The following is a 20,153-nucleotide window of genomic DNA, read 5'->3' as shown; positions in this document are numbered from 1 at the left end:
AACCCAGGTCCACCCCACCCCCTAACGCACCCCCAATGGTCAACCCCGCCAAGCGCGCTCCACTCCGCGCCAAATCGCCGAGTGGCACGTCCCGGAGGCTATTTGCCCGAATCTGCCTCCAGGATGTGCCACTCGCCGAGCGTTAAGCCGGGCAGGCGGTCCCGTCGGCGGGGAGGGTGGCGTCTTTGAGGTAGTCGGCCAGGGATTGTTGGGCGCAGCCGGAGTGGGCGAAGGTGGGGTGGCCCCAGCCTTGCCAGACGACCGTGGAGGTGCGGGCACCTGCCGCGCCGAGCGCGCCGGTGACGGTGGGGCGGCCGTCTTGGCCCACGACCGGGTCGGCGCTGCCGCCGAGGACCAGGACAGGGAGGTTGAGTTTGTCGGGCAGGACCATGGGGGAGGCGGCGGGCCAGGCGGAGCAGGCCATGAGGTCGATGGCGGCCACCTTGCCGAAGATCGGATACTGCGTGGCCCAGCTGGATTCGAGTTCCTTCGCCTTGTCGGGGGTGGAGGGCTCGTGGTTGTCGCTGCAGCGGTTGACGAATTCGCCGTCATTGGCGATGCCTGCGGCGGCGCGCAGCTGGAAGGGCGTGAGGGGGCCGCGGTCGCCGCGGCCGAGGGCACTCAACGCGTCGGCGAATTCGGTGATCTGCGGATTGCCCTGGGAGCGTGAGTCGCCCAGGAATCCGCTCAGGGTGGTGACGAGTACCGAGGCCGACAGGTCGCCGAATTGTCCGGCCCCGGCGCGATTCACCAGGTCGATGATGGCCTTGCGCGGATCGGCTCCGAGCGAGCAGTTCAGCGAGGCGCAGCGCTGCGCGAACGCGGTGAGCGCGGCCTCCTGCCCCTTGACCCGCTGTTCGGCGCGACCGTTCGCGTCCAGCCCGACCGCCTGCGGCGAATCCAGCACCAGCCGTCCGAGGTGCTGCCCGTACTTGCGCGCGTAGTTCAGCGCCACGTTCGCGCCGGTCCCGGTGCCCATCAGCGCGATGTGGTCCACCTGCAACTGTTTCCGCAGCTGCTCGATGTCGTCGGCGGCGTGCGGCGCGTCGAAGGTCGCCTGGGCGGGTGCCAGGAAGTCCAGGCAGGCCACGGTGGCCTCGCGCCCGGAGGTGCTCATGGCGTCCACGGGATCGTTTGCGCCCCGGGTGAATTGGTTCTGGTCGGCGATCGCCTTGCGCTGCGGATCGGTCATGCAGGTCACCGGCTGTGAGCTGCCGATGCCGCGGCGATCCACCGCGATGATCGGCCGCGCCGCCAGCAGCGCGCTCGCGTTCCCGGCCGCCAGCCCGGCGAGCGTCGCCGTCGAGGACCGATCCGATCCGGAGGTCAGGATCAGCGGCGCGGCGTCCTTGGGTGTCCGGTCGTAGCGCGCCCGCATGGCCGCGTTCTTGAAGTTGCCCGCCACATTCCCGGCCACATCCGTCTGCGACGGATACTCGGCGCATTCCAGCACCAGCCCCTGCGGTGGCGCGCCGAGCGAGAGCAGGTTGAACGTCGGTGCGGTGCAGTCCTTCCAGGACAGGTCGGTCTTGGGCACCTCGGGTGCGGGCGGGACGGCGTCGGCGGGCGCGGTGGAGGGTGCGGCCCCGCCCTGGTGCGGCTGTTCCACGGCGACGGCGGGCCGGTCGGACGGCCCGGCCCCGCAGGCGGTGGTCACCAATACCGACAGTGTCGACGCCAGCAGAGCGGCCCGAGTCCAGCGCATGCGCTACAGCCTGCCAGGTCCGGCCACCGGTTTCAGCCTCGGGTGTGCGCGCGTTCCCATCGGGTCAAGATCGTGCCGTCGGTGTCGAGCAGCAGGTGGCGGGGGACCATCGGGGTGGGCAGGGCCTTGGGGTACACCGCGATTCGGCCCGCCGCCCCGCCCACCAGCTGCGGTGACACGGTCAGGCAGAGGTCGTCCACGCCCCGGTCGGCGATGAGTTCACCGAACAGCGACGGCCCGCCCTCGCACAGCACGCGCCGCAGTCCCAGGCTCTCGAGTCCGGCGCGGATGCTCTGCGCGGTGCACAGGTTCTCGCCCGCCAGAATCAGTTCCGCGCCCGCGTCGATGAGCCGCTTCTTGTTGTCGTCGGATGCGGCGGCGGTGGTGAGGATGATGGGCCGCGCGCCCTCGTCGGTGAACAGCTTGCTCGCCGGGTCGAGTGCCGCGCGGGCGGAGACGACCGCGATGCGCGGCGGCGTCCCGTCCGGATCGCCGCCGCGTCCCTCGGCGTGCAGGCGCTTGCGCAAGGCCGAATCGGTATGCGCCGCACCGTAGTTCTCCGCGCGCACGGTCCCGGCCCCGACCAGCACCACGTCGGCCAGATCCCGCAGCAGCGCGAAGATCGTCTTGTCCGCGGGCGTGCCCAGTCCGCCGGACCGTCCGTCGACGGTGACCGCCCCATCGATGCTGGTGACGAAGTTGACACGCAGGTACGGCGCGGATGGTTCCACCGGGTACGCGTACAACTCGACCAGGTCGTCGCGGGTGAGGTCTGTGAGCTGAATCGCATTGGGCACAGGGGGCATAAGGTCCCATCCCACCACGGCCTTACGCTGACCGAGTGCAACAACGCCTCGTCGATCGCCACCCGGAGGTTCCGGCCGACCAGCTCGTGGCCCAGATGGTTCCGCCGCCCACCTTCGACGAGGTGAGCTTCGGCTCCTACATCCCGGACCCGAAGGAGCCCTCCCAGGCCGCGGCCGTGCAGAAGGCCGAGCAGTTCGCGGAGAACGTGACCAAGCTGCGCAAGGCCGCGGACAAGAAGCCGCTGTTCGGCAAGAAGAAGCCGGTGCACGGCATCGGCCTGTACCTCGACGGCGGGTTCGGTGTGGGCAAGACCCACCTGCTGGCCTCGATCTTCCACAGCGTGCCGACCCCGAAGTCGTTCGGCACCTTCGGCGAGGTCACCAATCTGGTTGGCGCGCTGGGCTTCAACAATGCCGTCGAGCGGCTCTCGGGCAACAGCGTGCTGTGCATCGACGAGTTCGAGCTGGACGATCCGGGCGACACCATGCTGGTCTCGCGGCTGCTCACCGAGCTGACCGACCGTGGCGTGTCGATCGTGGCCACCTCCAATACGCTGCCGGGTCAGCTGGGCGAGGGTCGTTTCGCCGCGCAGGACTTCCTGCGCGAGATCAAGAAGCTGGGTGCGCTGTTCGAGGCCGTGCGCGTGGACGGCCCCGACTACCGCCACCGCGATCTGCCGCCCGCCCCCGAGCCCACCTCGCCGGAGGTGCTGGTCGAAAGGGCCGCCGCCACACCAGGTTCCACGCTCGACGACTTCGACGAGCTGACCAAGCATTTGAGCACGCTGCACCCGTCGCGGTACGGCGCGCTCATCAATGACGTGTCGTCGGTGTTCATTTCGGGTGTGCATCCGGTGCAGGATCAGGCCGTCGCGCTGCGGATCGTGGTGCTGGCCGACCGGCTGTACGACGCGGGCATCCCGGTGACGGTGTCGGGCGCGAAGCTGGACCAGATCTTCACCCAGGAAATGCTCGACGGTGGCTACCGCAAGAAGTACCTGCGCGCCATCTCTCGTCTTCTGGCGCTGTCCCGCTTCGAGGCTCCCACGCCCGCGTAAATCCGACCCGACGGTTCTTAAGGTCCCCTCAGATAATAAATTTCGAGGGTCAACGAAAACCGGGCCGACTTCGGTTTTCGTCCTCGGAAGGAGCTCTACCTTGCGTAACCGTGCCGTCCAAGCCGCCGCGGTGGTGACCATCGCGCTCTCCGCCAGCCTCGGATCGGTGGCGACCGCCTTCGCCGCCGACCCGCCCGCCGCCACGAGCAGCGTGCTGGTCAACACCGACAATCGGTCCGTCGGCCTGACCGGCGTCCTCAATGCCCGGGACGCGGGCGGCTACCGCACGATCGACGGTCACACCGTGCGCACCGGTCTGGTCTTCCGCACCGGCGATCTGTCCAAGGCCACCGACGCGGACCTGGCCCAGCTTGCCGCGCTGAACGTGGTCTCCGTCCACGACCTGCGCACCTCCTACGAGCAGCAGCTCATGGGCGTCGACAAGGTTCCCGCGGGCGCGAGCGCGCACCACGACGACATCATCGGTCAGGCCCCGCCGCAGGTGATGGCCTCCACCCTGTCCGCGGGCACCGACCTCTACCGCGCGTTCATCACCGCCCCCGGCGCGAGTGACGGCTTCGCGAATGTCCTGCGCGACATCGCCTACAACCCCGGCGGCGTGCTGTTCCACTGCACCGCGGGCAAGGACCGCACCGGCTGGACCGCGGCCGTGCTGCTCACCATCCTCGGCGTGGACAAGGACACGGTCTACTACGACTACCTGCTGTCCAACTACTACCGCGGTGCCAAGGACGGCGACATGATGAACGGCGTCACCGCCTCGGCCCTCGACGCCGCCTTCGACCAGGTCGACAAGAGCTACGGCAGCTTCGACAACTACGTTCGCGACGGCCTGAAGCTCACCGACGCCGACATCACCGCCCTGAAGGCGAAACTGCTGGCCTGACAGCGTTTCACGCCGGTGAGGTTCGCATGACCTCGTAGTGGTGGACGGAAACGGGTGCCGGGCGCGGTGTTTCGTGCCAGCCGATGTCCCGGGCCCGTTCGGCGACGGCCACCCCCGCGGCCTCGGCGGCGGTGTCATCGTCGAACAGCGAGATGCTCAATCCATTGCCGGTCGCGGGATCTCGCAGATGGTAGGCGGCGACGAAACCGTCCACCGCGCTGACGGTCTGCATGACCCAGGACCGGTCGTCGTCCGGCATCGGCTCCCATACGGCGATACGCGCGATCATCGTCCCTCCCGCTCGGCGATCATTGTCCGTCCCACTCGGCATCGGCGGTCCCAGCGTGCGCCCCGGCCCTTACCGGCGCATTACACCGGCGGTATCCGCGCAGGTCGGGTTAGGGTGGCGGGCGTGATCCTGTGTCGTGTCCTCGGTCCGGTGGTGATCGAGGTGGACGGCGTGGCGTGTGAGCTCGGCGGCCCCACCCCGCGGCGGGTGCTGGCCGCGCTGGCCACCGGGTCCGGTGCGCCGGTCGAGGATGCCGTGCTGGCGGAGCTGGCGTGGGGCACGGAACTCGACGACAACGTCAAGAACATGATGCGAGTCGCGATTCATCGGCTGCGCGGAGCGCTGGGCCCGGCCGGGCCCGCCACGATCGAGCGCACACCGAGTGGGTATCGGCTCACCGGGTCGGCCGAGCACGAGTTGGCGATGGATCACGAGGTGTTCGCAGCGCGTGTCGATGAGGGTTGGCGGGCGTTGGCGGCCGGTCGCGCGGCCGCGGCGGTCGACCTGCTGACCCGGGCCCTGGGCTGGTGGCGTGGCGACGCGTGGGCCGAACTCGGCGACGCCGTGCGGGTGTCGGCGCTGCGCGCCCGCCTGATCGAGTTGCGCGACACGGCATTCGACGAATTGCAGACCGCCCGCCTGGCCTGCGGTGACCTCGCACCCGTGGTGGCGGACACCAGCCGGGCGGTAGTCGAGACACCGTATCGGGAAAGACGCTGGGAGCTACTGGCTTTGGCGCTGTACCGCACCGGTCGCCAGGCGCACGCCCTGGCCGAGTTGCGGCGGGTCCGACGGCTGCTGGCCGAGGAACTCGGGGTCGAGCCCGGCCCGTCGCTCCGCGAGCTGGAACGACGGATGCTCGACCACGATCCCGCCCTGCTGGCAATGTCGAGCATGGACCGACCGGTGACCGCCGACGGCTCGACCCTGCGGACGCGGGCGGGTGGGGATCGATCGGTGACCGCCGACGGCTCGACCGTTCGGACACGGGCGGGTGGGGAGGCGATCATCGAAACCGAGACGGCAGCAGCGGGTTTCGCCGAGGACGTACCACGGCGGGAGGCGGCCGGGAGTCCGCCACCGACCGGTCGGCCTGTCGCGGCCGCAGGGCAATCCGCCGCCCGAGCAGCCAACAGGTCGGCGGGCTGGGCGTCGACGTCCCCGCCCGGGGTGATGCCGAGCGCGCCCCTGGCCCCGTCCGGCCCTCCCCGCGTCGGCCCGCCCCGGACCCGGCTGATCGGGCGGCAACGCGAGCTCGCGCAGCTCGACTCGCTGGTGGCCGCGCATCGACTGGTCACCCTGGTGGGTCCCGCCGGGGTCGGCAAGACCCGTCTGGCCGTCGAATACGCTGCCGTGCAGCCGCTTTCATGGCTGGTTCGGCTGGCCGACGCACACCACGCCGACACCATCGCCGCCGTCGTCGCGGCCGCGATCGGATTACCCTCCGCCGCAGACGATCCAGCGCTGGCCGTCCGCCGAGCCCTGGCCGACAGCAATGGTGTGCTGGTGCTGGACAATTGTGAACACCTGGTCGACGAGCTACCGAATTTCCTGCTGCCGCTGCTGGACTCGGCGAGATCGATCCACGTCCTCGTCACCAGCCGCCGCTCCACCGCCATCGAGGGCGAGTACCTCGTGCCGCTGTCGCCGCTCCCGCTGGAGGCAATCGAGTCGCCCGGCACCATCGGTGGCGAGCGCCCCGCGCCGGTGACGCCGCCTTCTCGGGAGGCGATCGACGCGCCCGGCACCATCGGTGGCGAGCACCTTGCGCCGGTGTCGCCGCTTCCTCGAGAGGCAATCGAGTCGTCCGGCACCGCCATCGGCGGCGAGCACGTCGCGGCGGTGTCGTCGCTCCCGCTGGAGGCGACGGAGGGGTCCGGCACCGCCGTCGAGCTGCTCATCGATCGGGTGCGCATGCACCGTCCACACTGGCAGCCCGATGCGGCTGAATTCGCTGCGGCGCGGGCGATTTGTGTCGCTCTGGACGGTCTGCCGTTGGCGATTGAGCTGGCCGCGGCCCGCGAGCGGGTCCACGGTCTGGGTGGTATCGCCGCGCACCTGCGCGATCGGATCGATATTCTCGCGCCGACCCCGCGCGGGTCGCTGTCTCCGCATGCGTCGCTGTCGGCGGCCATCGCGTGGAGTGTCGATCAACTCGATGCCGCCGATCGTCGACTGCTGTTGCGGCTGTGGCCGTTCGAGGATGGATTCACCTGGGAGGCCGCCGCCGCGGTCTCGCCGGGTGACACGGCCGTGTTGGCGGGGCTGGCCGGACTGGTCGACCGTTCCGTGCTGGTCGCCGATACCGGCTCCGGGTTCGCGCGTTACCGGATGCTGGAGACCATCCGAATCTATTGCCGCGGTATCGATCCCGATCCGGCCGCTACGCGTGCGGCGCATGCCCGTTGGGTGCGTGCCCTCGCGGTGGAGCAGGCCGCGCTGCTGACCGGTCCGCGCTCGGGGGAGGCCGCGCGCACGCTGTCGGCCGAGCTCGCCAATATTCGTGCCGGAATCACCCACGATCTGGCCGTCGACCCCGAATCGGCGCTGCGCTCCGCCGGGGCGCTCGGGTATCTGTGGGTGACCGGCGGCACGATCGCCGAGGGCCGGGCGCTGACCGAGGCCGCGCTGGCCGCGTGCCCGGCCGCCCCGGCGCGCGACCGTGCCACGGCGCTGATCGGGCTCTCCATCTGCGCCCTGCACGGGGGTGACCACGAGGCTGCCCTCCGCCACGCGGACACGGTGCTGGAACTCCTCGATCCCGCCGACCCTGAGCACGAGGTGCTGCTGGCCCTCGCGCACTCGCGAAAATGCAACGCGCTGGCCCAGATTGCCGACCACACTGCGCTCCGGGCGGCCCACGCCCGCTTCCTCGCCGCCGCCGCGCGCCCCGGCATTCCCGACCACCTGCGGGTGAATGCCCAACTGGGCGTGGGGCTGCTGAAGTTCCGCGACGGCGACGAGGCCGCCGCCCTCGCCACCCTCGACGCGGCGCACGAGATGGCCGGTCGATGCGGGTACCTGTGGGGCGCGGGAATCACCGATCTGCTCTCGGCCTGGTGTCTGCTCGGGCACACCGCCTCCGACGCCAATCGCATCCGCGCGATCCTGCGACTCTTGGAGCGCGCTGTCGAATCCTTTCGCGCACAACCGAATGTCTCCGATCTGATCAGCGCCATGTTCGCGGGCGCCTGTGCACTCGCCGATCTCGGCGACCTCGACGCGGCCGTCCGCCTGCACGCCGCCGTCGGCGCGCACGCTCACCGAATCGGCGTGAACCCCCACCGCTATCTGCCGCTGGCCGGGCCCGCCGCGCGGGAGCGGATGGATCGGCTGGCGAGTCTGGCGTCGGAATCCAGGGAACCGACGCCCGATTGGGAGGCGACGATCGAATTGTTCTTCGCGACGGCGAGGACCACGTCCGCGACGGATTGATCTCGCCGGGGCGGATGGCACGGGTTAATAGGGTTGACGGTCGTGGCGGGGTCGAATTACTGTTCCAAGCCTCATGGGTATCGGTTTCCTGTTTTTGTGATCGCCTCGCCGCGTTGAGCTGAGCTCCGCGGCGGTCCCCTTCACTCACTCCACAACCGGGAGATCACTGTGCTTACCCTCCAATCTTCTTCTGCTGCATCCCAGCTCACCCTGTCCGATGTCACCAAGCGCTATGCCGATCGTGTCGTCTTCGACGCGGTGAACCTGTCGATCCGCCCGGGCGAGAAGGTCGGTGTGATCGGCGACAACGGCGCGGGCAAGTCAACCCTGTTGCGGCTCATGGCCGGTCGGGACGTGCCCGACAATGGCGAGCTGATCGTGCAGGCTCCGGGCGGCGTCGGTTACCTGGCGCAAACCCTGGAGCTGCCGCCCACCGCCACCGTCGCCGACGCAATCGATCTGGCGCTGAGCGATATTCGCGAACTGGAAACCCGAATCCGCACGGCCGAGGCCGAATTGGCCGAGCTGACCGGCCCGCTGGGCCGCCACCTCGACCGGTACACCACGCTGGTGAGCCGGTTCGAGGCGCGCGGTGGGTACCAGGCCGACGCGCGGGTCGATGCGGCGCTGCATGGTCTCGGGCTACCCGGCCTGGATCGAAATCGACTGTTGGGCACGCTGTCCGGCGGGCAGCGGCGGCGGCTGGCGCTGGCGGCCACCCTGGCCTCCGCACCGGAACTGCTGCTGCTCGATGAGCCCACCAATGATCTCGACGACGCTGCGGTCGACTGGCTCGAGCGCCGATTGCGTGACCACCCCGGCACGGTGGTGGCGGTCACCCACGATCGAGTCTTCCTGGAGCGCATCACTTCCACGGTGCTCGAGGTGGACGAGAGCAAGGTCACCCGCCACGGCAACGGCTATACCGGATACCTGCGCGCGAAGGCGGCCGAGCGGCAGCGCCGGGAGCTGGAATACCGCACCTGGCGCAGCGAACTGGCTCGCAATGAACGTCTGGCCGAGTCGAATGTTGCTCGCCTGGACGCGATTCCGCGCAAACTGCCGCTGGCGGTCTTCGCGGCGGGCCCGTTCCGGACCCGCAGTCGAGGCCACGGCGCACAGTCGCGCATCCGCAATGCCAAGGAGCGGGTGGCGCGGCTGACCGCAGACCCGGTCGCACCCCCGGCCGACCCGCTCCGGTTCCGCGCCGAGCTGACCCGCGGCGGATTCGCCACCGACACAACGCGATCGGCAGCCACCACCAAGCGGTCGGCCGAGGCAATGCCATCAGCCGAGACAATGGGGTCGGCCGCGGCAATGCGGTCGGCGGAGGCAGTGCCATCGGCCGAGGCAATGAGGTCAGCCGAGGCTATGCCATCAGCCGAGGCAATGAGGTCAGCCGAGGCACTGGGGTCGGCCGAGGCAGTGCCATCAGGCGAGGAGACAGTCCGATCGGCCGAAGGGCAAGCGGTCGCCGAGTTGTCGGATATCGAGGTGATTGGCCGTCTGCGACTGGACGGTCTGCGCCTCGATGCCACCGACCGGCTTCTGGTGACCGGACCGAACGGCGTCGGCAAGACCACGCTGCTGCGCCTGCTGGCGGGCGAGCTGGCCGCGGACTCGGGCACGGTCACGGTCCGCGGGCGGGTGGGTCATCTGCGCCAGGAGGAGTCGCCGTGGCCCGTGGACCTGACGGTCCTGCGCGCCTTCGCCTCCGGCCGCCCGGGCCACCCGGACGAGCATGCCGATCAGTTGCTGTCGCTGGGCCTTTTCCGCCCGGAGGATCTGCGCCTGCGCTTGCGCGAGCTGTCCTACGGGCAGCGCCGCCGCATCGAATTGGCCCGGCTCGTGACCGATCCGGTGGATCTGCTCCTGCTCGACGAGCCCACCAATCACCTGTCCCCGGCCCTCGTGGAAGATCTGGAGCAGGCGCTGGCGGACTACTCGGGTGCGGTGGTCCTGGTCACCCACGATCGGCGGATGCGCCAACGCTTTTCCGGCCGCCGCCTCGAACTGGCTGCGGATGCAGCCCGGGGGACCACCGCGTAGTGGCCGGTCAGAACTCGTGCTGCATCACATAGTCGTGGTGCAGTTGGGCTCCGACGGTGAAACGCTTGGTTCCGGCGACGGTGAAACCGTGTTTGCTGTAGAAGCGCTGGGCGCGGGCGTTTTCCTGGTTCACGCCCAGCCACACGGCGACGCTCCCGGACGCGCGGGCGGTGTCGAGGGCGGCCTGCATGAGGGCTCCCGCGATGCCGTTGCCGTGCTGTCCGGGCAGCACGTACATCTTGCTGAGCTCGGTCACCGGCCGCCGCGTGATCACGGCCGCGACGTCCGGGTCGGTGGGTTCCATGGCGTTGAGCAGTGCGTACCCGACGATCTTTCCGCCGACTACGGCCTTGAGCACCACCCGGTCGGGGTCGGCGAGGTACTCGCGAAACCGCTCCGGCGACAGCACCTTCGCGATGAACTCGGCTTCGTCCTCGGGTGTCGAGCCCGGCGGGCAGGCCAGCGGGAAGGTGATGGCCGCGACGTCGTGGAGTTCGTCGGCGTCGGCGGCTACGGCCCGGTCGATGGCAACGGTCACCGTTCCAGTCAAGCAGGCTCGGTGGCGGGTTCGACGGGCGAGGGGCGTGCCCCATTGCGGGTGTGGAAGATCCGCGCGAACCCGATCAACACCACCGCGAACCCGAGCGGAATGGCGAATCCGGCCCGCAGATTGGCCGCGTCGGCGACCACCCCGACCACCGCGCCACCGACCAGCGTGCCCGCGTAATTGAAGAGATTGAGCCGCGCGATGAGCGCGTCCAGATCCCGGCCGCTGGTGAGTTGCCCGGCCTCGCTGAAGCACAGCGGCGCGATCACCGGCAATCCGATTCCGGCGACCAGGAATCCGAGAATGGCGGCCACGGGCCCGGGCGCGGCGACCACGATCACCAGGCCGATCGAGCCGACCAGCGCGGCCGTCCGCACCACCGTGCGCGGGCCGAACCGGCGCACCCACAGGTCGCCGGTGAGTCGTCCGAGCAGTGACGCGCCCTGGTAGGCGGCCAGCGCCAGTGCGGCCGTCGACGGCGAGGACAGCAGTTCGTCCTTCAGGTACAGCGCCGACCAGTTGCCGACCGCGAGGTCGATGGCGAAGGCCAGTGCGATCACCACGCCGAAGATCAGGAAGATCCGCACCGGCACCGAGCTGGTCGGTTCGTGTTCGGCCGGACCGGCTTCCGCCTCATCGGTGCCGAGCAGTCGCTGCCCGGCGGCCAGGCAACCGGCCAGCACCACCGCCGCGGCGGTCAGGATCGTGGCCCACAGCGGCACTTTCAGCCATTCGAACGCCGACACGAACAAGGCCCCGGTAATCGATCCCGCACTCCAGGCGGCATAGAACGACACCAAAACGAATCGGCCATAGCCATGTTGAATGAAGACCGCCTGCATATTGGTTCCGGCATCCACCATGCCCACCGCGATCCCGTAAACACCCAGCACCACGAACGCGCAGATCCGGTTCGGCGCGAACGCGATCCCCACGCCCGCGCCCGCGACCAGCAGCAACCCGACGCGCAGCGCGGTCCGGCTCGACCAGCGCAGCGCCACCCGTTCGGCGGTAATGCTGCCCACGCCCGCGAGCAGTGAGATCAATGCGACAATCGCCACGATCAGCCCGTCGGACAGCTCGTAGCGGTCCTTCATCTGCGGCAGTTCGGTGAGGATGACGGCCAGGAAGAACCCCTGCAGCGCGAAGGCCACCGAGTTGGCGGCGCGCGCCGTGCGCAGTGCCGGGGCGAGCGCACTGGACGGCCGGTTCTGGGGTTGCGGGTCGAGCATGGCGAAAGAGTAGCGGCGGCAAGGCGGTCCGGCATCCCGGGCATCGGTTACGAACCGTCCGCCGCTTGATCACACGCGGCTCGCGATCGGGTAACGAATGTGGTCGCTTTCCTGCCGGTTGGCGGTCGCACTGCTGCACTCTGGAAGTAACGGCTCGGGCTGGTGGTTTCCGATGAGGCGGAAGCGGCCCGGGTTTTGAGTGTGGTGGCTGGGGTGATCTTGTGAGCACGAGGCGAGTCGAGGGTCCGCGCGAGCGGGCGGTGGCCCTGGCCGAACCTGATCCGCACTCGAAACCGGGGGTGGGGGTGCGGAATTCGACCGAGTCGGATTCGCGCGGTCGCGCGGCGCGGGATTCGGGTGGTCACGCGGCGGGGGAGAAATGTCGAGAGACCGACTGCCCGGATTGTGGCTGGGATGTGCGGCGGCTCGAGTACTGGTTGCGTGGCCGTCTGCTCGCCGCGGGGGCCGAGGACGCGCAGGTGAACGCTGAGGTCGGCGCGCACACCGTGGACGTGCTGTGGCGCAAGGGCGATCGGGTCTGCGCCATCGAGGTCTCCAGCGCCCCACCCGAGTTGGCGCGCGCCCGAATGCTCACCGCGGAACTACGGAACAGCGGTTGTAGCGAAGTGCTCTGGATTTGCCCGCCCGGCTTCTGGACCGCCCAACTCCCCGCGGTGGGCGTCGACGATTTCGCGGCCGACGGCTGCGACTACCGCATTGTCGGCGGCCTGCTCGCCTCCGGCCCGGGCGGCGTGGTGTCATCCCGTCAATCCGCCTGGGAACTGCGTGAATTCATGACGGCCTGGGTAACCGAGCAGATAGCGTTCGGCTGCCGCGACGAGCACCAGGGAGGATGGGCCACCGTGACCGACTGGGAGCGCCACACCCGGACACAGGCGGCCGTCATCGCACGGCAACGCCAGGAATTGATGAACCAGCGCACCGCTCTCGCCTTGGCCCGCAAGGCAACCCGCGACAAGACGAAGCAACTGATGCGCATGACCCACCGACTTGAGCGCGCCGAAATCGCCGCCCAACAGCAGGCGGATGACCTGGCTCAGACGAAGCGCAAGATCGCCGACCACAACCGCGTGGACGCGACGCTGCGATTGACGGTGGCCAGCCAGCGGGCCGCTATTCTGCATTGGCAGCTGATCACCTGGTTCGCGGTGCTGGTGATCGTGACGTTCATCTGCGCCGGATTGGTGCTGAAGTAAGTGATCGGAAGACTCCGAATTTCCTCCCCTCTTTAACGTATAACGCAGTGAGGGGCTTGCGGCAAGACCCCCTATGTGCCGCACAATCGTCGGCCGGAGGTCAGTACCTGCGAAAATAGCGTTTTCGCATGGGCTGACCGATGGCAACTTCGACGATGGGTGGCTTCATGTTCGATGTGATCATTGTTGGTGCTGGGCCGACCGGTCTGATGCTGGCTTGCGAATTGCGCCTGCAGGGCGTGCAGACCGTTGTGATCGAGCGCGATGCCGAACCGACGAAGGTCGTGAAGGCGATGGGCATGCATGCCCGCACCATCGAGATCCTGGATCAGCGCGGCATCGCCGAGCGTTTCCTGGAGCTCGGCACGCAATATCCGACCGGTGGGTTCTTTGCCGGTATCCACACCGACACCCCGATCACCCTCGATACCAGCTTCCCATTCGTGCTGGGTTTGCAGCAGCCGATCACCGATCGCCTGTTGGCCGAGCACGCGCTCGAGCTCGGCACCGAGTTCCGGCGCGGCGTCGAACTGGTCGGTCTGACCCAGGATGCGAACGGTGTCACGGCCGACCTGTCCGACGGCACTACTCTGCGTTCCCGCTACCTGGTCGGCTGTGACGGCGGCCGCTCCACCGTCCGCAAGGCGATCGGCGTCGATTTTCCGGGCGAGCCCAGCCGCATCGAAACCCTGCTCGGCGAGGTCGAATTGACCGCCCCGCGCGAGGAGGTGATCGCCGCGGTCATGGAACTGCACAAGACCCACCGTCGTTTCGGCGCGGTTCCCTTGGGCGGCACCGTCTTCCGCGTGGGCGCACCCGCCGACGGCCTGGCCGACGACCCCCGCGTCCCGCCGACCCTCGAGGATCTCCGCCGCCAGTTCCAGGCCATCGCGGGCACCGACTTCGGCATGCATTCCCCCCGCTGGCTCAGCCGTTTCGGCGACGCCACCCGCTTGGCCGACCACTACCGTGTGGACCGCGTCTTCCTGGCGGGCGACGCCGCCCACATCCACCCGCCGGTCGGCGGCCAGGGCCTCAACCTGGGCGTCCAGGACGCCTTCAACCTCGGCTGGAAACTGGCCGCCGCGGTAAACGGCTGGGCCCCAACCGATCTCCTGGACTCCTACGAGGCCGAACGCCGCCCCTGGGCCGAGGACGTCCTCAACAACACCCGAGCCCAAACCGAACTCTCCCTCCCCAACCCCGGCCCCCAATCCATCCGCCGCCTCCTCACCGAACTCATGACCTTCCCCGAGGTGAAAAAGCACCTCACCGAAAAGGTCATAGCCATCAGCACCCGCTACGACCTCGGCGACGGCCCCGACGCCCTCGGCCGCCGCCAACGCGACATCCCTCTGAAGAAGGGCCGCCTCTACGAACTCATGCACCAGGGCCGAGGCCTACTCCTCGACCAAACCGGCACCCTCTCGACCGCCGGTTGGTCCGACCGAGTCGACCACGTCGTCGATGTCAGCGAGGAACTCGACACCCCGGCCCTGCTCCTCCGCCCCGACGGCCACATCGCCTGGCTAGGCTCCGACCAACCCTCTCTGAACACAGCCCTGACCCGCTGGTTCGGCACCCCCACCCCCTGATCCACCCAGCCACCTCGCACCGCCCGCCACGTGTGAGGTGATCAAGATCAGGGAGCTCTCACGGCGGCGAACCGGACAAAATCCCTCGCTGAGAACTCCCTGATCTTGTTGCCTCGCATACGGCACTGCCCGCCCCGTACGGCTGTGCCTGCCTGGGCGGCTCTGTCTGCCGCGCGGGTCGCCGCCGCCTCGGCGAAGGTGCGCGGTCAGTTTCCGGGGGAGAGGCGGAACGGGCCTCGGTCCCAGCGCCAGTTGTGGCGGAGGACCAGGGCGGCTAGGTCGAGGGGGGTGAGGTCGGCGCGGAGGGTGTTGAACTCGGGCCAGGTGAGGGGGGTGGTGGCGAGGCGGTTCGTGAGGGTCGACTCGTGGCGGGCGTTGACCGGGCGCGTCATCAGATCCGCGACGGTGTGGCGGCTGCCGGTCCAGGTGAGCCAGCCCCAGCCGTGGGCGTGGGCGTAGGCGCGGGCGGCGCGGGCTCGGGTGCGGTGGACGTGGAGGGCGGTGTGGGTTGGGGGGAGGACGTCGATGAGGGCGGTGCGGCCGTCGGTGAAACGGGCTGCGGCGGTGGGGTAGTGGGTGCGTTCGATGCCGTCGATGTCGTAGGTGACGGCGGCGGGGAGTTCGCGGAACGTTTCGACGCGGCTGCTGCCGTCCAGCAGGCGGAACAGTCGCGCCTGGAGTGCGGTGTCGAAAGTTATTTCGCGGCCGAGCTTTTCGGAGTACATGTGGCCGCGGCCGTCATCGTCGTAGTCGAGCCGACCGGCCGGGAGCGTCGGCATGTCGGCGGGGGTGCCGGAACCCCATTCGACGCGCTTCAGCCACGGGTTCCAGACGTCGTCGGGCACCTCTTCCGGTTGCGCGTTGGGCATCAGATGCCAGCGTCCCTTCTGCTGCCACCCCGCGATTCGCTGAAACACGAACCCCGCCAACCGTTTCGAGTCCTGCAGGTCGTGCCCTGCCAGCCGCAGCTTGAGATACGCCCAGTCCTGCGCCGCGATATCCCCGTCCGTCGCATAGGTTTCCGCGAGCAGCGTCCGAACGAGCCGCTCATCACCCCACCCGACCGGATACCGCTGGGCGAAGACGCCAAGATCCGGTTCCCCGGTGGCCAGCACCTGCCGCAGCATCGTCCCGACGGCCCGGGTATACAACTGCCGCGCCCGGTCCCGCGACACCCCGAACCGCGCCCCCATCAGCATCAATGTCTCCGGGCTCTCCCCATCCAGCCCGAGCCGACAGGTCATCAATTCCGCATCCCGCGGCCGATCCGCGGCCACCTCGCCGACCATCCCGGCCAGCACCTCATTGACCTGTTCCAGCCCGAAATCCACCCCGTCACCCGGGTCTTCGCCCGGTGCCCCGCGCCTCGGTTCCCGAGTCGCCGTCGTGGGTGTATCGCTCGTCGTCAAGGCGGCCCCTACCCGTCTTCGCCAGTCTGTTCGACGAGCCTAACCGCGCCCACCGACACTTCCCGTGTCACGCGCGCGGATGTGGTCCGCGCCGCCCGGATTCGGGTGCCGGACCGGCGCGGGTTGGCAAGGGTCGCTCAGCCGATGACGGCGTTCATGATGGTGCCCGCGCTGGTGGCGATGATGCCGCCGATCATCGCGCCCGCGACCATCTTCGGCGAGGCCAGCCCGCCGCCGGACCATTTCTCCCACGCGAACCGACCGCCCGCGTAGGTAATGCCCAGCACACCGGACAGCAGGACGAACCAGGTGAAGTATCGGACGAGCTTGAGCAGCTTGTCGGCGACCGGCGGGGTCTCCGGCGTGGGATTACCGAGCTGGGCGAGTACCCCACTGTCGATCTGGGAAAGCACAGTGTCGTGGAAGGCGCTGAGCAACATGGTCACCACGAAAAGGTACCGCGAAATGCTGGCGACATGCCCGGGATGTGCGCGAGATCTACTGCGCGAGAACAACTCTCGAAGCCATTGGATGGAAGACCCGAAATTGTGTTGAGCGGATGACGGGATTCGAACCCGCGACCCTCACCTTGGCAAGGTGATGCGCTACCAGCTGCGCTACATCCGCATCGCATCCCTCAGGGCTTGTCGGCCCGTCCGGCTGCGAGAGAGAACATTAGCCCACCCCCACCCACTTCACCAAAACGCCTGGCAACTCTCGGCAACTCCCGCAGCTCTCGTGCCTCGCTGCCGGTGGCAGCGAGGCACGAACCGAGAGGTGGTCGGGTGTGCCTCCCGCAGCCTGGTCGTTGCGCCGACGAGCATGCAATTCTGCAGGGGGTTAGTCGGGCGATGCCTGCTGGATTGCATGCTCGTGGGGTTGGGGGCTACTTGGGGGTGTCTTCGTTGACGGGGACTATGGCGGAGATGAGGGTGGCGTCGCCCTGTTTGGTGGTGATGACCAGTTGGGGGGACCAGGTGCGGGTGGTGGCGTCGGGGTGGTGTTCGGTGACGACCATGATGTGTTGGCCGTCGAAGGGGCCGGGCATGATTTGGACGCAGTAGGTCGTGCCTACGGGGATGGTGTCGATTCCGGCTTGGATTTGGTCGGCGGTGGGGGCGGCGGCGTCGGGGGCGAACATCTCGCGGACGGACTTGCCGGAGCGGTCGACGTAGTAGCGATTCTGTAGGGCGAGAATGACATCCGGGCCGGACTTGGTGCTGCCGGGGCCGTTGCCGCGGACGGTGCTGCCCTTCGTCTCATTGGGGCACAGGTCGGCGGGACCGGCCGCCGGTTGGGCGAAGCCGGAGGCGGTCGGGGCGGTGGTGGCGGTCGGGGCCTGCGGTGCGGCGACCGGCGGGGTGGCGACATGCGGTTTCGAGGGCGTGTGGTCGCCGGTGACCTTGGCGATCTGCACCGCGATGGCCGCGGAAACCGCCAGCACTGCCAGCAACCCCAGCAGCGGAACGACCCACTGCCGCCCTCCGAGATCCAGCGACAACCCCAACCGTTCCCGCGCCGGGGTCGGCTTGGGTGCCCGCTTGAGCGGCCGCCGCTCGGTCGGATACCCGGGCGGCGGATCGAGCCGATCCGCCCGCTTCGACTGCCCGCCCGGATCGAACGACGCCCGCTCCCGCAACACGTCATACGCACTCAAAGCCCGCGGCGACCGATACCTCCGCCCCCGCGGCGGATTCCCCGCAGTCCGCATGTGCTGCGCGTCACCGCCCGCCCGATGCCCAGACTCGACGCCACCGGCCGCCCGAGACCCGGACTCGTAGCCACCGCCCGACTCGGATTCGTAGCCGCCGACCGCGCGACTCCGAACCTCGGAATCATCTGGGCGGTGGCCAGTCTCGTACCTCTCGCCCGAGCGGGGATCGGGCTGTTGGTCTCCGTCCGACCACGATCTCGACCCGTAGTCGTCGGTAGTGCGGGCCTGGGGCTCGTAGTCATCGCCGTTGCCCGGGCGGGGCTGGTGTGCGTGGCGGCCGGTGGGTTGGGGTTCGTAGGCGTCTTCGTCGAGGTCGTCTTCGTCGTATTCGATGGGCTCGTAGTGTTCCCGGGCTCGGGGGTATTCGCCGCTCTCGTAGTAGTCGTCGTAGTAATCGTTGTCGTAGTCTTCGGGATTCGTGTCCCGCCTCGGTGCGGGGGTGCCGGTGATCCAGTCCGACCAGGTGCCTGTGTACGCGCCGCCGGGTGTCGGTGGCGGTGGTTCTGTTGTCCGCGAGTTGGATTCGGTGGTGCTCATGGCGTGGCCTGGGGGCTGAGGTTGGGGATCAGGGGTGCGCCGGACGTCGGGGGTGAGCTGGTGCCGAAGAGGGGTGTGCCGGAGGTAGGGGTGGGGGAGGTGGTGGGGTCGGAGCCGCCGAGGGGGAATTGGTTGTTGGGTGGGGTGGAGGTGGGAGCGGTGGAGGTGCCCGCGAAATCCATTCCGACGCTGGGCTTGTCGCTGCCGCCGAGGGGGGTGCCGCCGGATTGGGCGGCTCCGGAGAGGTCGTGGGCTACGGCGGCGAACCACTGGCCGACCCAGTCGGTCGGGCTTTCGCCGAAGCCCGCGCCCTGCGCGTGGGTGTAGTCGTGCTTCTGGGCGGTGTCCCAGTACCGCACCCAGGTGGTGACGTCGAGCAGATCCTTGTTGTCGGTGATGTTCTGGGTGACCGCCGAGAACGACTGGGTGACCAATCTGCTGATCGTGGTCGGCGGCACCAGGTTGGTGACCGCCCCGAGCAGCTTCCCGCCGAAGACCGCCAGTCCGGCAATGGGATTGGCGAGTCCGGCGGTGGCGATCTCGGCGATATTGGCGGGCGTCAGAATGTCCTTCACCACGGCCACAATGGAATTGATGGCAATGGTCCCGACCTTGAGCAGCGCCTGGAACGCGCCCGGGATATCGACCTGGGTATTGGGATTCGAGGCGTCGGCGATGCGCTGGGAGATCGACTTCTGCGGCTGATACGACAGATCCGCGATCGAAGTCCCCGACACGTCATTGTTCACCACCGAGGTGACGGTCTTGATCGAGGTGTAGGCCAGCGCCTCCGCGATCGACTTCAGCGACCCGATCGGGTCACCGGCCGAAAGCTCCACCTGCCCGGCGATATTGGCGACCGTCCGCACCAGCGGCGCGCCGACGGGCGTATCGCAGGCCAGATCGCCCTCGGTGCAGAATTCCGCGACCCGCCCGACCAGCGACCCGAAGTTCTCCAAAGTAGCGCTGTCGGGCGCGATTCCGGCCCCGGACGCGGTCTTGGTGGCGGGCGGATCGCCGAGCCCCGACACCGCCTTGCCGTCGGTGCCGGGTGCGGCCGTGGGCAGCTTCTGATCCGGCTTGCCGGGGAACAGCGGCGCGTTGGCATTGCGGTTGGGATCACCGAAAAGCGCTACGGCCGCGACCTTCTCGGCCGACACCGTGCCCTTGCCCGCGCCGACCTCCTGGGCGAACTGCGAGGCCACGTGCGCGCCCTGCGAGTACCCGGCGATCGCCAATCGCGAACTGGGGCACCGGTCGACGACCTGTTTGGCCATGGACCGCAGCCGGTCCAGCCCCTCGTCCACGGACTTGGTGTAGGTGACGGTGCTGGCCGAGGTCGCCCCGCCGAACGACGCCTCGTACGGCACGTACGCGCGATCGACCAGCCCGGGATCGCTGGCGGCGGCCATCATGGGGCGGAATACCTCCGACAGCATGCCGGTGTCGGTGGTGACGGCGGCGTCGGGGGAGGATTCGCCGGTGCCCTGGATGCCGAGGGCGAACAGGGCCGGGCATTTGTCGATGGGCACGGTGGTGTCCGGCGGTCCGCCGCGGGCCACCCCGGCGGCGGCCATGGCGAGGACGCAGACGACCGCCGTCAGTAGTGACGAGCTGCGGAATCCTATGGTGGGCAGCGGGTTTCGATGCACG

15 protein-coding genes and 1 tRNA gene are annotated in these 20,153 nt (G+C 68.9%); 6 read left to right on the top strand and 10 right to left on the bottom strand.

All coding sequences use genetic code 11. The features are described from left to right. Positions 1–142 precede the first annotated feature (142 nt). A complete protein-coding gene (locus VMT40_RS07515; RefSeq protein WP_326357265.1) occupies positions 143–1,705 on the bottom strand; it encodes an alpha/beta hydrolase in 1,563 nt (520 codons plus the stop codon). 32 nt (positions 1,706–1,737) lie between these two features. Continuing rightward, entirely contained in the window at positions 1,738–2,511 is a 774-nt protein-coding gene (locus tag VMT40_RS07510) for a pyrimidine reductase family protein (RefSeq protein ID WP_326357264.1), read from the bottom strand. Positions 2,512–2,546: 35 nt separating this feature from the next. Here VMT40_RS07510 and zapE point away from each other — a divergent pair, with 35 nt between their 5' ends. Continuing rightward, complete coding sequence (gene zapE, locus VMT40_RS07505) at positions 2,547–3,569, top strand: cell division protein ZapE (protein WP_326357263.1); 1,023 nt, start codon at positions 2,547–2,549, stop codon at positions 3,567–3,569. A 100-nt stretch (positions 3,570–3,669) separates the two neighbouring features. Continuing rightward, the gene (locus VMT40_RS07500; protein ID WP_326357262.1) at positions 3,670–4,476 is read left to right on the top strand and encodes a tyrosine-protein phosphatase; all 807 of its coding nucleotides are present in this window, start codon (positions 3,670–3,672) and stop codon (positions 4,474–4,476) included. A 7-nt stretch (positions 4,477–4,483) separates the two neighbouring features. Here the strand turns inward: VMT40_RS07500 and VMT40_RS07495 are convergent, their stop codons facing one another. Next, the gene (locus tag VMT40_RS07495) at positions 4,484–4,765 is read right to left on the bottom strand and encodes a hypothetical protein (protein WP_326357261.1); all 282 of its coding nucleotides are present in this window, start codon (positions 4,763–4,765) and stop codon (positions 4,484–4,486) included. A gap of 123 nt (positions 4,766–4,888) precedes the next feature. Here VMT40_RS07495 and VMT40_RS07490 point away from each other — a divergent pair, with 123 nt between their 5' ends. Together VMT40_RS07490 and VMT40_RS07485 are read left to right on the top strand one after the other, a co-directional pair. Beyond that, positions 4,889–8,200 carry an AfsR/SARP family transcriptional regulator gene (locus VMT40_RS07490; RefSeq protein ID WP_326357260.1) on the top strand — a complete coding sequence of 1,104 codons (3,312 nt, stop codon included), beginning with the start codon at positions 4,889–4,891 and terminating at the stop codon, positions 8,198–8,200. A 168-nt stretch (positions 8,201–8,368) separates the two neighbouring features. Then, the gene (locus VMT40_RS07485; protein WP_326357259.1) at positions 8,369–10,249 is read left to right on the top strand and encodes an ABC-F family ATP-binding cassette domain-containing protein; all 1,881 of its coding nucleotides are present in this window, start codon (positions 8,369–8,371) and stop codon (positions 10,247–10,249) included. A 7-nt stretch (positions 10,250–10,256) separates the two neighbouring features. Here VMT40_RS07485 and VMT40_RS07480 read toward each other — a convergent pair whose 3' ends face one another. Together VMT40_RS07480 and VMT40_RS07475 are read right to left on the bottom strand one after the other, a co-directional pair. Continuing rightward, complete coding sequence (locus tag VMT40_RS07480; RefSeq protein ID WP_326357258.1) at positions 10,257–10,787, bottom strand: GNAT family N-acetyltransferase; 531 nt, start codon at positions 10,785–10,787, stop codon at positions 10,257–10,259. Between the two features lie 8 nt (positions 10,788–10,795). After that, positions 10,796–12,028, bottom strand: a complete 1,233-nt coding sequence (locus tag VMT40_RS07475) for an MFS transporter (RefSeq protein ID WP_326357257.1) — start codon at positions 12,026–12,028, stop codon at positions 10,796–10,798. A gap of 221 nt (positions 12,029–12,249) precedes the next feature. On the opposite strand from VMT40_RS07475, the gene VMT40_RS07470 reads away from it, so the two are divergent. After that, positions 12,250–13,245, top strand: coding sequence for a hypothetical protein (locus VMT40_RS07470; protein WP_326357256.1), 996 nt, complete (start codon positions 12,250–12,252; stop codon positions 13,243–13,245). 167 nt (positions 13,246–13,412) lie between these two features. Next, positions 13,413–14,840 carry a rifampin monooxygenase gene (gene rox / locus VMT40_RS07465; protein WP_326358516.1) on the top strand — a complete coding sequence of 476 codons (1,428 nt, stop codon included), beginning with the start codon at positions 13,413–13,415 and terminating at the stop codon, positions 14,838–14,840. Positions 14,841–15,046: 206 nt separating this feature from the next. Here rox and VMT40_RS07460 read toward each other — a convergent pair whose 3' ends face one another. The 5 genes from VMT40_RS07460 to VMT40_RS07440 all read right to left on the bottom strand — a co-directional run bounded on the left by VMT40_RS07460 (position 15,047) and on the right by VMT40_RS07440 (position 20,152). After that, a complete protein-coding gene (locus tag VMT40_RS07460; protein ID WP_326357255.1) occupies positions 15,047–16,171 on the bottom strand; it encodes a hypothetical protein in 1,125 nt (374 codons plus the stop codon). A gap of 215 nt (positions 16,172–16,386) precedes the next feature. Beyond that, positions 16,387–16,689, bottom strand: coding sequence for a hypothetical protein (locus tag VMT40_RS07455; protein WP_326358515.1), 303 nt, complete (start codon positions 16,687–16,689; stop codon positions 16,387–16,389). 114 nt (positions 16,690–16,803) lie between these two features. Continuing rightward, a tRNA-Gly gene (locus VMT40_RS07450) sits at positions 16,804–16,876 on the bottom strand. 259 nt (positions 16,877–17,135) lie between these two features. Next, positions 17,136–18,500 carry a hypothetical protein gene (locus tag VMT40_RS07445; RefSeq protein WP_326357254.1) on the bottom strand — a complete coding sequence of 455 codons (1,365 nt, stop codon included), beginning with the start codon at positions 18,498–18,500 and terminating at the stop codon, positions 17,136–17,138. Continuing rightward, positions 18,497–20,152 carry a cutinase family protein gene (locus VMT40_RS07440; RefSeq protein ID WP_326357253.1) on the bottom strand — a complete coding sequence of 552 codons (1,656 nt, stop codon included), beginning with the start codon at positions 20,150–20,152 and terminating at the stop codon, positions 18,497–18,499. The genes VMT40_RS07445 and VMT40_RS07440 overlap by 4 nt, the downstream gene beginning before the upstream one ends. Position 20,153: the final 1 nt, after the last annotated feature.

This window comes from Nocardia sp. CDC160, assembly GCF_035818795.1.
In the GTDB taxonomy this organism is placed as follows: Bacteria; Actinomycetota; Actinomycetes; order Mycobacteriales; family Mycobacteriaceae; genus Nocardia.
Note: the sequence above shows the minus strand (reverse complement) of the source record. Positions and strands in the feature narration are given on the sequence as shown.

Bases quoted from the DNA above. Each gene is read 5' to 3' on its own strand.
- rox (WP_326358516.1), top strand. From the start codon at position 13,413: ATGTTCGATGTGATCATTGTTGGTGCTGGGCCGACCGGTCTGATGCTG.
- VMT40_RS07515 (WP_326357265.1), bottom strand. From the start codon at position 1,705: ATGCGCTGGACTCGGGCCGCTCTGCTGGCGTCGACACTGTCGGTATTG.
- VMT40_RS07455 (WP_326358515.1), bottom strand. From the start codon at position 16,689: ATGTTGCTCAGCGCCTTCCACGACACTGTGCTTTCCCAGATCGACAGT.
- VMT40_RS07495 (WP_326357261.1), bottom strand. From the start codon at position 4,765: ATGATCGCGCGTATCGCCGTATGGGAGCCGATGCCGGACGACGACCGG.
- VMT40_RS07475 (WP_326357257.1), bottom strand. From the start codon at position 12,028: ATGCTCGACCCGCAACCCCAGAACCGGCCGTCCAGTGCGCTCGCCCCG.
- VMT40_RS07510 (WP_326357264.1), bottom strand. From the start codon at position 2,511: ATGCCCCCTGTGCCCAATGCGATTCAGCTCACAGACCTCACCCGCGAC.
- VMT40_RS07445 (WP_326357254.1), bottom strand. From the start codon at position 18,500: ATGAGCACCACCGAATCCAACTCGCGGACAACAGAACCACCGCCACCG.